The organism is Streptomyces sp. a15, from assembly GCF_059026085.1.
The window spans coordinates 171727-184639 of sequence record NZ_JBWLKM010000008.1 but is presented as its reverse complement, the minus strand read 5'-3'; the positions used below and the strand labels follow the sequence as shown (position 1 = coordinate 184639).

Genomic DNA, 12913 nt, shown 5'->3' with positions numbered 1-12913 from the left:
CGGTCAACCGGCCGTGCGGCCCTTCGCGTTGTCCTAGACTCACCCGCATGTCAGGCCGAGACCTGTTCTGCCAGCCCCGCCGCATCCGCCGCGGGGCCGCCCTGACATTGGTCTTCACGAGCGTCCTCGTCGCCGGCGCCGCGACCGGATCCTTCCCGGAGGCCGACGGCCGCGACCGGAAATCCCCCTCCGACCCGACGATCTCGGCCGCCTCGGCGAGCCGCCACGAGGACGTGGCCAAGGCCGCCGAGGAGGCCATGGCCGACGGCCAGTCCCCCGTGGAGGCCGCGGAACGTGCGGTCAGCCGCAGCGGGGACCGCTGGGGCGCCGTCTACTCCGAGGGCGAGTACGAGGAGTTCGAGGAGGCCCTCGACGGCCGGTACACCGGCGTCGGCCTGTGGGCGCGGAGCGACCGGGACGGCCGTGTCGAGGTGACCCGGGTGGCCTCCGGGTCGCCCGCGGCCGCCGCAGGGATCCACAAGGGCGACCGGCTGCGCAGCGTCGACGGCGCGAAGGTCGACGGGCGGCCCGTCACCGAGGTCGTCTCCTTACTGCGCGGCGACGCCACGGACGCGGCCGCCGGTACGACCGTCCGCCTCGGCCTGGAACGCGGCACGCGCGCGTGGAACGTCACTCTGCGCCGGGCCCGCCTCTCGACGGACGACGTGACCGAACGCACACTGGCCGGCGGCATCACCGTCATCAGGATCGCCGCCTTCACCAAGGGCGTCGGCGAGCGGGTCCGCAGCGCCGTACGGCAGGCCCCGGCGGGCGCCGGCATCGTCCTCGACCTGCGCGGCAACTCCGGCGGCCTGGTCGCCGAGGCCGTCACCGCCGCCTCCGCCTTCCTCGACGGCGGCCTCGTCGCCACCTACGACGTCGACGGCGAGCAGCGCGCCCTGCACGCCGAGGCCGGCGGCGACACCACCAGACCCCTGGTCGCGCTGGTCGACGGCGGCACGATGAGCGCGGCCGAACTGCTCACCGGGGCCCTGCAGGACCGCGGCCGCGCGGTCGTCGTGGGCTCCCGCACCTTCGGCAAGGGCTCGGTCCAGATGCCGAGCCGGCTGCCCGACGGGTCCGTCGCCGAGCTGACCGTCGGGCACTACCGCACCCCGTCCGGCCGCGGCGTGGACGGCGCCGGCATCACGCCGGACCTGGAAGCGGACCGGCAGGTGCTGGAGCGCGCGGAGACCGTCCTGAGCGGCCTGGGGCGGTAGCCGTTAATCGGCTTCCCGCAGACCCCCTCCGTAGTGCGAAAATGGGCAGCACTATGAGCAAGGGAATGTACGTACCGAAGGAGTCCCAGCCCAAGCAGGGCTCAGGGCCCGCGAAGGCCAAGGACGGCAAGCGCAAGATCGTCGCCCAGAACAAGAAGGCACGGCACGACTACGCGATCGTCGACGTCTACGAGGCCGGGCTGGTGCTCAGCGGCACCGAGGTGAAGTCGCTGCGCCAGGGCCGGGCCTCGCTGACCGACGGCTTCGTCCAGATCGACGGGAACGAGGCGTGGCTGCACAACGCCCACATCCCGGAGTACAGCCAGGGCACCTGGACCAACCACTCCGTGCGCCGCAAGCGCAAGCTGCTCCTGCACCGCGAGGAGATCGACAAGCTGGAGTCCAAGGCCCAGGAGACGGGTCACACGATCGTGCCCCTCGCCCTGTACTTCAAGGACGGCCGGGCGAAGGCCGAGATCGCCCTCGCGCGAGGCAAGAAGGAGTACGACAAGCGCCAGACGCTGCGGGAGAAGCAGGACCGGCGGGAGTCGGACCGCGCGATCGCGGCGGCGAAGCGGAAGCAGCGGGGCGAGTAGGAGCTCGGCCGCCGGGAATACGGTGGCATCGGCGTGCGTTGGTCACGTACGATGGCAACTGCACCCCACAGCGGGTGCGCGTCCCTCTCCGGTTCTCCGGAGGGGATTGAAAAAACAACATGGGGATGATCGGTTTCGACAGCGGCTGTCGAAGCAGGGGAAGCGTGTCGAGGAAGCGGCAATGATCTCGTTAACCATATGTCGCAACCAATAATCGCCAATTCCAAGAGCGATTCCCGCGCCTTCGCCCTCGCTGCCTAATAAGCAGTGAGTGAAGGCCCTTACGGGTGTCAGACCGGGGATGTTCCCGACCCGGACCCTGGCATAATCTAGGGAACTAAACCATCGAGCCCGGTCACGGGGTTCGATGGGAAATCAAACAGTGACTGGGCCCGTCGGCGACTTGTTCGCGTGATCGCCGGGGCCGAGAAAATCGCAGCGAACTGCACACGGAGAAGCCCTGATTCTGCACCGTTGGACGCGGGTTCGATTCCCGCCATCTCCACTCGCCCGCGCCTGAGCGGGTACCCCATGTGGGCACAGGCCCCGTCGCTTCCGAGCGGCGGGGCCTTTGTCATGCGGGCTGCGAGGCCGAGGTGTGCGGGTCACAGGAAGGTCACGCGGTCACCGCCCGCCGGGCCTCCGCTTCGACCGCGGTCAGTTCGTGCATGCCGGAGCGGAAGGCGGGGGCATCCTTGCTGTCCGTGCCGTGTACGGCAGCGAGCGCGGTGCGGTAGGGGCAGACAGATCGGGGCGGCGTTCGATCTCGACCTGCGCGTGCCAGTACGTGAGCCAGTGCTGGAGATGGCCGATCTTGCCGTCCGAGATGGCGGCTGCGAGTGCCGCACCGCGTTCAGCGAGCTCGGCAGGTTCGGGCATCTGCGTCGCGTACGCCGTCGCGTCGAGCCGACCGAGCAGCCCGGCACCGGCACCGGCACGCGGTGGGTCTTCCACACGTACTGGTCGCGTACCGCACGGGACAGCGAATGGTGGGCCCGGTTCGTCGAAGGTGACGCGAGTGCGGTGATGGCCCGGCCGGCCGCTGAGTTGCCCGGGACCGCCGACGGTGAAGACGTATCCGCCCAGGGTGAGCCTCCGCAGTCACATGACTGCCCCCGCCCTTCTGCCGCCTACACCACCCTCGCCCGACTCGGCCTTCACGAACCGCGTCTGGCCCTGTCCTCCGCCGACTGCGCAGCCTTGGAGCAGTTGGCCGCGGAGTGGCTGACCCGCGGGACGACCCCCGATCACCTGACGCGGGTCCTCGTCGCCGCCCTGCCCGATCACGTGTACTCACCCGGCGCCTTCGTCCGGCGCAGACTCGTCGACAAGTTGCCTCCCGAGCAGCGGTCCACGGCAGAGCCGCGCGAACCCCGCACCCTCATGGAGTGCACGGACTGCGGCGTACCCGGCCGCCCGGAAGCCCTGCCCGATGGTCTCTGCCGTGGCTGCCGCGAAGGGGGCGGATGCCTACCCCCGGAGCCCGGTCGGATGCGGCTCGCCACGGTGCACGCCCGGGTCGCCGAGGTACGCGCCTCGATGCGGTCGCCCCAGCGCGTCTGATTCGGATACCCATCTATCGTCCGCAGCAGCATAGGACTACCTCACATGGTCATGCGATACCCTCATATCGTGGCAGCCAAGAAGCCGATTTCGGTCACCATCGACCCCGACGTACTCGAAGAACTCCAGCGGCTCGTCGAGGCGGGCGAGGCCACCTCCCTCTCCGCGCTGATCAACGAGACCATGCGCAGCCGTGTCGAGCGGCAGCGTCGTGCTGAGCAGGCACGCCAGTACATCGAGGAGAACCTGCTGCACGGGCAGGCCCTGACGGACGAAGAGATGGTCGAGGCGCGCGGCATGCTGGCCGCGAACAAGGCCCGTACCGACGCCCGCCGCAAGGGCGCGGCGGCGTGAGCGATGGCGTCATCCTGGACCATCACGCGCTGCTCGCCCTGGGGAAGGGGCACCGCATCCTGTCCGGGTACGTCGTGGCGGCACACGAGGACCCCCTCTACGCGGTGATCGTCCCCGCCCTCTGTCTGGCCGAGGCGACGAGAAGGCGACCTGGCATCGCGACCCACCTGGCACAGCTCCCCGCGGTCGAGGTCGCGTCGGCCGACCGTATCGTCGCCGATGCCATGGGGCGGATCGCCGCCTCGTTCTTTCCCGAGCAGGGGTGGCCGGTCCTGCATGCCGCAGCCGTCAGTATGACGACCGGCTGGGAGGTGGCCACGACGGAGGCTGCCGCCTACCGAGGACTTGGAGTTCCCTTGCTTCCGGTGGTCCCTGCACAGCACTGACCGCCGTGCGGAGCTCATGGTGCCGTACTCGCCTGTTTGCCGATCGTGTAAGGCACGGCCGTAAGGCACTGCCTTTCGGTCGGTTACTGTGCGCGAATGTCGAACGCGAGTATGTATGGCGGCTACCGGACGGGCGGCTTATGGGCCGCGGTGGGGATCTCGTTCGGTGCTGTGATGGTGGGCTCGGCGCTGGCTTCGTTCGGGATGATGGAGTTTGACGAGCGGTGCATGCATGGGCTGATTCGGGGGCCGGGCCGACTGGTGAAGGTGCGCGACCAGGCCTTTCCGCCGGCCACCGTCTGCGAGTTCCAGAATGGAGAGGTCGCCTCGATCGGGGGGCGGGGAGTGCTCGGCGCGCTGCTCTGGCTCAGTCTTCTGGTCCTGATCATCTGCCTGTTCGTGGCGCTGATCGCGGAATGGTTCGAACCGCGACTCGGCAGCGATCTGGTGGTGCCGATGTCCAGGACCGCGAAGCTGTGCCGCACGGGGGCGGCGTTCTTCGTGACCGGGTCGGTGTTCCTCATGTTCTACGCGCTGGCCGGGTGGAGGCTGTTCAGGGGACCGTCGTCGGTCTGCTCCGCGGGAGCGGACTGGGGAGCCTATGCGCCGAAGACGCTGGATCGCAGCTTCTTTCCACCTCAGGCGACCTGTCAGTACGCCAGCGGCCTGACGCGGCGGATGAACCCTGACTGGGTGGCCTCACTGGCGGTGGAGTTGGCCGTTCCCGCGCTGATGGCGGGAGTTGGCTTTGTGCTCGCGTGGCGACGCTGGCGGTTGGAGCGGCAGGCCGCGCCTCAAGAGGCGGTCTCGGAGGGGTGACCACGAGGCCGGCCTGGCCTGGCCAGTGGTCCGGGCAGGCGGTCAACTTCAGTACGTTTCCGAAACGCTTGAAACTCCCTTCACATGAGACGCACAGATTGGTTACCGTTCGGTCGCGCGTAGGCGGAGCTGACCACTCCACTGGCCGCGCACGTCAACAGCGACCGGGGGGACACCGTCGCTACGGGGAGGGTTCATCGTCATGCCGCAAGTTCGGCCGCCCGGGCACGCCCGACCGAGCTCGTACGCTCTGTGGCCCGCCTGACGCCTTCGCAACGTACGGACTGCTCCTGCCGTACGGATTCCTGACCGCCTCGCGGCGCCTCCACGTCTTCGGACACCAAGCGAAAAACACGACACCTCTCGCGACTTGTTCCGTCGGTACTCGCGCTCGCCGTGCTGACCACCGTCGCCGGGCAGCCGGACGGGATCGACGACACTGCTCCCTAGCGGCTCCGGCCACGGAACGCACGAAGCAACGCACAGAAGGGGCCCGCACTCACCGAGTACGGCCCCCATGCGTGCCCCGCCCGTTGTGGTGTGCCGCCCCATATCGAGGGGTCGTTCACCCTTCTACGGTCCGTCTGCATGAAACCCACCAGGCCACACACCAGAGCCGCACGCCGCCCCCTACTCCTCGCCACCCTCCTGGTCGCCCTCCTCGCCGCCTTCCTCACCCCGGGCCGGGCCGAGGCCGCCTCCCTCCAGGAGGTCACCGGGTTCGGGACCAACCCCGGTGCCCTGCGCATGTTCCGGTACGTTCCCGACGGGCTGCCGGCCGGCCGGCCCGTCGTCGTCGCGCTGCACGGATGCACGCAGAACGCCTCCGGCTACGGCACCGGCAGCGGATGGCTCCAGCTCGCCGACCGCTGGGGCTTCTCCGTCGTACTGCCGCAGCAGCAGGCCGCCAACAACGCGTCGAGCTGCTTCGACTGGTTCCAGAGCGGGGACATGCAGCGCGGGCAGGGCGAGGCCGCGTCGATCGCCCAGATGGTCGACCGGCAGCTCGCCGACGTCACCGGCGACGCCTCGCGCGTCTACGTCACCGGGCTGTCCGCCGGGGGCGGCATGACCGCCGTGATGATGGCGGCGTACCCGGAGAAGTTCGCCGGCGGCGGGATCGTCGCCGGGCTGCCGTACGGGTGCGCGCAGGCCGCCGGGTCGCCGTACGTCTGCATGTACGTCGGAGCCACCCAGACCCCGCAGCAGTGGGGCGACCGGGTGCGGGCCGCGCGGCCCGGGTACACCGGGCCCTGGCCCACGCTGATCGCCTTCCAGGGCGCGGCCGACTACACCGTGAAGCCCGTCAACATGACGGACCTGATGAAGCAGTGGACCAACGTCCACGGGGCGGACCAGACCGCCGATGTCAGTGACGCCGTGGCCGGATATCCCCACCAGGTCTTCCGGGACGCGGGCGGGAAGGCCGTCGTGGAGACCTACAGCGTCACCGGCATGGGGCACGGGCAGCCCGTCGATCCCGGCAGCGGGAGCGAGCAGTGCGGGACCGCCGGGGCGTACGTCCTCGACGTGAACCTGTGTGCCGCCCACCGGCTCGGACGGGCCTGGGGGCTCGGCTGAACCAGGCGCGGGCGCCGCGCGTCAGGCGTTGCGCGGCGCCGTGCTCGCCCGTTCCGTCAGCCGCGGCGCCAGCAGCGTCGCCTCCGGTACGTCCGTGCCGTCCAGCTTGCGCATCAGCAGCTCCACCGCCCGGGTGCCGATGTCGGCGGACGGCAGGGCGACGGAGGTCACCGGGACCCGGACGGACTCGGCGAGTTCGTCCGGGCAGATGGCGGTGACGGACAGGTCGCCGGGCACGCGCAGCCCGAGCTGCTCGAAGGCGTCGATCAGGGGCTCCAGCAAGGGCTCGTTGTGGACGACGACCCCCGTCAGCGCGGGCTGTTCGCGCAGCAGTTGCTCGGCGACCTTGCGGGCGGCGCCGGACGCGGCCTCGCAGGGGTGGACGGAGGAGGCGAGCCCGTGCCGGTCGGCGGCGGCCGTGAAACCCTGGACCACGCGCTGGGCGAACGCGGTCTGCCGGACGTACACCTCCGGCGGCGACCCGACCAGGGCCACCGCCCGGTGCCCGAGCCCGGCCAGATGCTCCACGCACACCTCGCCGGCCGCCTTGAAGTCGAGGTCGATGCAGGTCAGGCCCTCGGAGGAGGCCGGGAAGCCGATCATCACCGAGGGCCGCTCCAGCACCCGCAGCACCGGCAGACGTGGGTCCTGGAGCTGGACGTCCATCAGGATCAGCGCGTCCACCAACGCCGTGTCGGCGACCCGGCGCAGGCCCTCCTCGCCCTCCTCCTGGGTGAGCAGCAGGACGTCATGGTCGTACCGCCGGGCCGTGGTGACGACCGACACCGCGAACTGCATGACCACTGGTATGTGGATGCCGGCCCGTAACGGCACCACCAGCGCCAGCACGTTCGACTTGCTGCTGGCCAGCGCCCGCGCGCCCGCGTGCGGCCGGTAGCCCAGCTCGCGGATGGCCTCCTCCACCCTGCGCTTCGTGTCGTCGGAGATGGGGCGCTTGCCGCTGAGCGCGTACGAGACCGTGCTCGGGGAGACCCCGGCGTGCCGCGCCACGTCCGTGATCTTCACCATCAGGCCCACTCCACGGTCAGGAAGCCGGTCCCTGCCTGCGCCCGCACCTCGCGCTCACCGACGGCCAGCCCCCAGGGCGCCACCGGGTCACCGCAGGACGCCCGCAGCAGATCCCCTTCGCGTACGACGGTGAAGGTCACGTCCCCGACCCGTACCGTCATCTGGTCGCCCCGCTCCAGGCCGTACGCCCGCAGCGTGACCCCGTCGGCGTGGTCGTAGTCGGGCCGGTCGGCCACCGCGCCCACCGGGATCACCGCGCCGGGCCGCACGAGGAGCGGCACGCTCGAGAACCCGTGGGTCTCGCGCACCCAGCGCGGCCCGGTCACCGTCTCGCCGGTCACGAAGTGGGTCCAGGTGCCCTCGGGGACGTAGTACGTCACCTCCCCCTCGTCGCTGAACACCGGCGCGACCAGCAGGTCCGGGCCGAGCATGTACTGCCGTTCCAGATGCGCACACCCGGGGTCGTCCGGGAACTCCAGGACCATCGCCCGCATCACCGGCAGGCCCTCGGTGTGGGCGGTGCGCGCGGCCTCGTACAGGTACGGCATGAGCCGCAGCTTCAGCCGGGTGAAGTGCCGCAGCACGTCGACCGATTCCTCGTCGAACAGCCACGGGACCCGGTAGGAGGAGCTGCCGTGCAGGCGGCTGTGGGAGGACAGGAGGCCGAAGGCCAGCCAGCGCTTGAAGAGCGCGGGGGTGGGGGTGCCCTCGAAGCCGCCGATGTCGTGGCTCCAGAAGCCGAAGCCGGACAGCCCCAGGGACAGGCCTCCGCGCAGCGATTCCGCCATCGACTCGTACGTCGCCTCGCAGTCGCCGCCCCAGTGGACCGGGAACTTCTGGCTGCCCGCTGTCGCCGACCGTGCGAAGACCACCGCCTCCTCCTCGCCGCGGTGCTTGCGCAGGACGTCGAAGACCGTGCGGTTGTAGAGGTACGTGTAGTAGTTGTGCATCCGCTCCGGGTCGGAGCCGTCGGACCAGGCCACGTCGAGGGGCACCCGCTCGCCGAAGTCGGTCTTGAAGCAGTCGACGCCCTGGGCGAGCAGCCCCTCCAACTTGGAGGCGTACCACTCGCGGGCCGCCGGGCTGGTGAAGTCGACCAGCGCCATGCCGGGCTGCCACAGGTCCCACTGCCAGACGCTGCCGTCGGGCCGCTTCAACAGGTGCCCCAGTGCCTTGCCCTCCGCGAACAGCGGGGAGCGCTGGGCGATGTACGGGTTGATCCACGCGGACACCCGCAGGCCCCGCGCGTGCAGCCGCGCCAGCATGCCCTCCGGGTCCGGGAACACCCGCGGGTCCCACTGGAAGTCGCACCAGTTGAACTCGCGCATCCAGAAGCAGTCGAAGTGGAAGACGGACAGGGGGAGTTCGCGTTCTCGCATGCCCTCGATGAAGGAGGTGACGGTCTCCTCGTCGTAGGACGTCGTGAAGGACGTCGACAGCCACAGACCGAACGACCAGGCGGGCGGGAGGGCCGGGCGGCCGGTGAGGGCGGTGTACTTGCGCAGGATGTCCTTCGGGGTCGGGCCGTGGATGACGTAGTACGTCAACTGCTGGGTCTCGGCGCTGAACTGCACCCGGGAGACGATCTCCGAGCCGACCTCGAAGGCCACCTTGCCCGGGTGGTCGACGAAGACGCCGTAGCCCGCGTCCGTCAGATAGAAGGGCACGTTCTTGTAGGCCTGCTCGGTCGCCGTGCCGCCGTCGGCGTTCCAGATGTCGACGACCTGGCCGTTCTTCACCAGGGGGCCGAAGCGTTCGCCGAGGCCGTAGACCGAGGTACCCACACCGAGGTTGAGCTGCTCGCGCAGGTAGTGCCCGCCCGAGGCGTCCCGCATGATGCCCATGCCCTTGGTGGAGCTGGAGGTGAGGGTGCGGCCGTGGGCGAGGAAGTCGACCTGCCAGGGGCCGGTGCGGGCCACCCGGACCGACAGCGCGCCGGAGGTCAGGGTCGCGTGCTCGTCGTCGTACGACACCTGCGGCGGGACCTCCTGGCGCCCCACCTCGAACTCCGGTCCGCGCGGCTGCTCGCCGTTGAAGTGGGTGAAGGTGACGCCGATGACGTCCGGCATCGGCGCGTGGGCGCTGATCGTCACGACCGGTCCCTTCAGCAGGTCGCCGCGGTGGCGGATGGGCTGGGTCGGCGCGTGGATCTCCAGCGTGCCGTCCTGCGCGGTGACGTCGAGCACCTCGACCGGATAGGCCGCGGTGACGCCCTCGCGCAGCAGCCAGTAGCCGTCGGTGAACTTCATGTGGGGGGTTCCTTACTTCACGGCACCCGCGGCGATGCCACGGGTGAGGGTTCGCTGGAAGACGAGGAAGAAGACAAGGGCGGGCAGCACGCCGAGGAGGGCGGCCGCGTTGGTCATCGTGGCGTCCATCAGTCGCTGGCCCTGGAGGACGCCGAGGGCCACCGACACCGTCTGGTTGTCGTTGGAGATCAGCATGACCAGGGGGAGCAGGAACTCGTTCCAGGTCCAGATGAAGAAGAAGACCAGCAGCACGCCGATGGTCGGCCGGCTGACGGGGACGACGATCCGCCACAGCACCTGCCACTTGTTCGCCCCGTCGATCCGGGCGGCCTCGATGATCTCGCGGGGGAACCGGCTCAGCACCGAGGACAGCAGGTACGTGCCGAAGGCCGCCTGGATCACCGTGAACACGATGATCACGCTCAGCCTGGTGTCGTAGAGGCCGGCCTCCTTGCTCAGGTAGTAGATCGGGTAGACCAGCGCCTCCTGCGGCAGCATGTTCGCGAGGACGAAGAAGGCGAGGACCCAGGTGCGGCCCTTGATGCGGCCGATGCCGATCGCGTAGGCGTTCAGCACCGAGAGGACCACGGCCAGCACGGCCACCGCCCCGCTGATCAGCACCGAGTTGACCAGCTTCTGGCCGAAGTCCACGCGCTCCCAGAAGTCCTTGATGCCGTCGAGGTAGAGGCCCTCGGGGAGGCTGAGGGGGCCGTTCTGGGCGTACTCGGTGGGGGACTTGACCGCGTTGACGGCGACGATCGCGAACGGGACGATCATGAAGAGGGCCGCGATGCACAGGGCCACGAGGACCGGATAGCGGCGGAGCGCGGTCGTCATACGCGGGTCCCTTCCTCTTCGTCCTCGGCGCGGGTCTGGAGCTTCAGGCCGATCAGGGAGAGGGCGAGGATGATCACCGTGAGCACGGTGGAGATCGCGGCGCCGTAGCCGACCTGCGTCTTCTCGAAGAACGTGGTGAAGGAGAAGTAGGAGGGCACGTTGGTCGCGCCGCCCGGGCCGCCCTTCGTGAGGACGTACACCGCGCCGAACACCTTGAGCGCGGCGATCGAGCACCAGGTGAGGACGACGTAGGTCTCCGGGCGGATCTGCGGCAGCGTGATGTGCCAGAAGCGGCGCCACCAGCCGGCGCCGTCCAGTTCGGCCGCCTCGTACAGCTGGGGGTCGACGCGTTGCAGGCCCGCCATGAAGACGACCAGCGGGAAGCCGATCTGGACCCAGACCATCACGCCCATGACGCTGTAGAGCGCGAGGTCGGGATCGCCGAGCCAGTCCTGCTGCCAGGACGACAGGCCGACGGCCGCGAGGAGCTCGTTGAGGGTGCCGTTCTCGGGCGCGAGGATCCAGCTCCAGACGATGCCCGCGACCGCGATCGGCAGCACCTGGGGGAGGTAGAAGCAGGCGCGGAGGACGGCCGCGACCCTGCTGCCGAAGTGCTTGCCGACGTAGTCGAACAGCGCGGCGGCCAGGACCAGCCCGATCGCCGTCGGTACGGCGGCCATCGCGACGACCATGAACAGGCTGTGCCGGAAGGACGCCCAGAACTCGGAGTCGTCCAGCAGTTCGCGGTAGTTGGCGAGCCCGGTCCAGTCGGGGGAGCCCACGCCCTCCCAGTCGGTGAAGCTCACGCCCGTGTTCATCAGGAACGGGACGACGATGACCGTGAGGAAGGCGAGGACGCCGGGGAGCAGGAACAGGGCGTACGAGTCGCGGGGGCGGCGGTGCGGGTTCCCGGTGGGGTCGTGCTTGCCGGTCACCCGCCCGCCGCGTTCGACGGTGACCGTCATCGCTTCGGCGCGTCCTTGTCGTACGCCTCCTGCAGTGCGTCCAGGTAGTCGTCCGGTTTCGCGCTGCCCGTCATCAGCTTCTGCGTCTCGGAGACGAGGACGTCGTAGAACCCGGAGACCGGCCAGTCGGGGTAGAAGGCCAGGCCGTCGCGCTCGGAGAGGGTGTTGAAGTTGTCGATGAGGGTCTTGGACTTCGGGTCGGTGATGGCGCTCGCGTCCGCCGCGACCGGGACGCCGCCCTTGTTGCCGAGCAGGTTCTGGATCTTCTTCGACATGGTGATGTCGATGAAGTCGTAGGCGAGCTCCTTGTTCTTCGCGCCCTTGGGGACCACCCACAGGTTGCCGCCGGAGCCGAGGGTGAGGTTCGAGTCGGGCCACAGGAAGGTGCCCCAGTCGAACGTCGCCTCGTCCTGGAAGCGGCCGTACCACCAGCTGCCGGAGAAGAGGATCGGCGACTTGCCCTGGAGGAAGGAGACCCCGGCGTCCTCCGCCTTCGCGCTGGTGGAGTCCTTGCTGATGTAGCCCTTCTTCACCCAGTCGGCGAAGGTCTCGGCCCCGTAGGTCCAAGCGGCGTCGTGGAAGTCGACCTTGCCCTTGTACAGCTCGTAGGCGTCGACCCAGGCGCGGTCGGCCTTCGACAGGGCCAGCTGGTAGAGGTACTGGTGGGCGGGGTATTCGGCGCCCGCGTTGGCGAGCGGGGTGACCTTGTTATCGGCGTTCTCGACGAAGGTGTCCATGGCGGCGGTCAGTTCGTCGAACGTCTTCGGCTCGGGGATCCTGTACTTGGCGAACAGGTCCTTGTTGTAGAAGACCATCGTGTACTCGGCGTAGTTGGGCACGCCGTACCACTTGCCGGCGCCCATGACGCCCTCGGCGTCGTAGAGGCTGGTGGTGCGCACGCCCGCACTGAGCTTCTTGTCCCAGCCGCGCTCGGTGGCCTCGGCGCTGAGATCGGTGAGCAGGCCCTGCTGGGAGAGGTGGCCGGCCGTCGCGTTGCCCTTGTTGTACTCCATGAGGTCGGGCGCCTCGGAGGAGTTGAGGATCATCGGGGCGGTCTTCTGCATCTGGTCGAAGCCCTTGGCCTCGAACTCCACCTTCACGCCCGGGTGCTTGGCCTCGAACTCCTTGATGGCCTCGGTCCAGGCCTGGCCCATCGCGCTGTTCGGGGCCTCGTAGTGCCACAGCTTCAAGGTCTTGCCGTCGGCGGAGCCGCCGTCCGAGCCGCCGCAGGCGGTCAGGAGCAGGGCTCCGCCCATGGCCGCCGCGGCCAGGGCCGTCACTCGCCTTCGTGCCGTCAACATCCAGTGCCTCCAG

The 12913-nt window shown here is 69.5% G+C and carries 12 protein-coding genes and 1 other RNA gene; 8 read left to right on the top strand and 5 right to left on the bottom strand.

Features of this window, described 5'->3' with window-relative positions; all coding sequences use genetic code 11:
* Positions 1-47 precede the first annotated feature (47 nt).
* The 8 genes from AC5P09_RS12035 (at position 48) to AC5P09_RS12000 (ending at position 6519) form a co-directional block, all read left to right on the top strand.
* The gene (locus tag AC5P09_RS12035) at positions 48-1220 is read left to right on the top strand and encodes a S41 family peptidase (RefSeq protein ID WP_493873842.1); all 1173 of its coding nucleotides are present in this window, start codon (positions 48-50) and stop codon (positions 1218-1220) included.
* Positions 1221-1273: 53 nt separating this feature from the next.
* A complete protein-coding gene (smpB, locus tag AC5P09_RS12030; protein WP_493873841.1) occupies positions 1274-1816 on the top strand; it encodes an SsrA-binding protein SmpB in 543 nt (180 codons plus the stop codon).
* A gap of 121 nt (positions 1817-1937) precedes the next feature.
* Positions 1938-2324, top strand: a transfer-messenger RNA (tmRNA) gene (gene ssrA, locus AC5P09_RS12025).
* 296 nt (positions 2325-2620) lie between these two features.
* Positions 2621-3379 (top strand): hypothetical protein, encoded by a 759-nt coding sequence (locus AC5P09_RS12020; RefSeq protein ID WP_493873840.1) that lies wholly within the window; start codon positions 2621-2623, stop codon positions 3377-3379.
* Between the two features lie 69 nt (positions 3380-3448).
* Positions 3449-3733 (top strand): ribbon-helix-helix protein, CopG family, encoded by a 285-nt coding sequence (locus AC5P09_RS12015; RefSeq protein ID WP_493873839.1) that lies wholly within the window; start codon positions 3449-3451, stop codon positions 3731-3733.
* A complete protein-coding gene (locus AC5P09_RS12010; RefSeq protein WP_493873838.1) occupies positions 3730-4119 on the top strand; it encodes a PIN domain-containing protein in 390 nt (129 codons plus the stop codon). Before AC5P09_RS12015 ends, AC5P09_RS12010 begins: the two co-directional genes overlap by 4 nt.
* 96 nt (positions 4120-4215) lie before the next feature.
* On the top strand, positions 4216-4938 hold the full coding sequence (locus AC5P09_RS12005; RefSeq protein ID WP_493873837.1) for a hypothetical protein: 723 nt from the start codon (positions 4216-4218) through the stop codon (positions 4936-4938).
* Between the two features lie 588 nt (positions 4939-5526).
* A complete protein-coding gene (locus AC5P09_RS12000; protein ID WP_493873836.1) occupies positions 5527-6519 on the top strand; it encodes an extracellular catalytic domain type 1 short-chain-length polyhydroxyalkanoate depolymerase in 993 nt (330 codons plus the stop codon).
* A 21-nt stretch (positions 6520-6540) separates the two neighbouring features.
* Here the strand turns inward: AC5P09_RS12000 and AC5P09_RS11995 are convergent, their stop codons facing one another.
* From AC5P09_RS11995 to AC5P09_RS11975, 5 genes are read right to left on the bottom strand one after another with little or no spacing between them, the layout of a single operon-like run.
* Positions 6541-7548 carry a LacI family DNA-binding transcriptional regulator gene (locus tag AC5P09_RS11995; RefSeq protein WP_493873835.1) on the bottom strand — a complete coding sequence of 336 codons (1008 nt, stop codon included), beginning with the start codon at positions 7546-7548 and terminating at the stop codon, positions 6541-6543.
* The gene (gene yicI, locus AC5P09_RS11990) at positions 7548-9797 is read right to left on the bottom strand and encodes an alpha-xylosidase (protein WP_493873834.1); all 2250 of its coding nucleotides are present in this window, start codon (positions 9795-9797) and stop codon (positions 7548-7550) included. The genes AC5P09_RS11995 and yicI overlap by 1 nt, the downstream gene beginning before the upstream one ends.
* Before the next feature lie 12 nt (positions 9798-9809).
* Positions 9810-10634, bottom strand: a complete 825-nt coding sequence (locus AC5P09_RS11985) for a carbohydrate ABC transporter permease (RefSeq protein ID WP_307675196.1) — start codon at positions 10632-10634, stop codon at positions 9810-9812.
* A complete protein-coding gene (locus AC5P09_RS11980) occupies positions 10631-11599 on the bottom strand; it encodes a carbohydrate ABC transporter permease (RefSeq protein WP_493873833.1) in 969 nt (322 codons plus the stop codon). Before AC5P09_RS11980 ends, AC5P09_RS11985 begins: the two co-directional genes overlap by 4 nt.
* Positions 11596-12900, bottom strand: a complete 1305-nt coding sequence (locus AC5P09_RS11975) for an ABC transporter substrate-binding protein (RefSeq protein WP_493873832.1) — start codon at positions 12898-12900, stop codon at positions 11596-11598. The genes AC5P09_RS11980 and AC5P09_RS11975 overlap by 4 nt, the downstream gene beginning before the upstream one ends.
* Positions 12901-12913 lie beyond the last annotated feature (13 nt).

Excerpts from the sequence above, each read along its gene's own strand:
- AC5P09_RS11975 (WP_493873832.1), bottom strand. The coding sequence starts at position 12,900 with ATGTTGACGGCACGAAGGCGAGTGACGGCCCTGGCCGCGGCGGCCATG.
- AC5P09_RS11985 (WP_307675196.1), bottom strand. The coding sequence starts at position 10,634 with ATGACGACCGCGCTCCGCCGCTATCCGGTCCTCGTGGCCCTGTGCATC.
- AC5P09_RS11995 (WP_493873835.1), bottom strand. The coding sequence starts at position 7,548 with ATGGTGAAGATCACGGACGTGGCGCGGCACGCCGGGGTCTCCCCGAGC.
- AC5P09_RS12000 (WP_493873836.1), top strand. The coding sequence starts at position 5,527 with ATGAAACCCACCAGGCCACACACCAGAGCCGCACGCCGCCCCCTACTC.
- yicI (WP_493873834.1), bottom strand. The coding sequence starts at position 9,797 with ATGAAGTTCACCGACGGCTACTGGCTGCTGCGCGAGGGCGTCACCGCG.
- AC5P09_RS12020 (WP_493873840.1), top strand. The coding sequence starts at position 2,621 with ATGGCCGATCTTGCCGTCCGAGATGGCGGCTGCGAGTGCCGCACCGCG.
- AC5P09_RS12005 (WP_493873837.1), top strand. The coding sequence starts at position 4,216 with ATGTCGAACGCGAGTATGTATGGCGGCTACCGGACGGGCGGCTTATGG.
- smpB (WP_493873841.1), top strand. The coding sequence starts at position 1,274 with ATGAGCAAGGGAATGTACGTACCGAAGGAGTCCCAGCCCAAGCAGGGC.
- AC5P09_RS11980 (WP_493873833.1), bottom strand. The coding sequence starts at position 11,599 with ATGACGGTCACCGTCGAACGCGGCGGGCGGGTGACCGGCAAGCACGAC.
- AC5P09_RS12035 (WP_493873842.1), top strand. The coding sequence starts at position 48 with ATGTCAGGCCGAGACCTGTTCTGCCAGCCCCGCCGCATCCGCCGCGGG.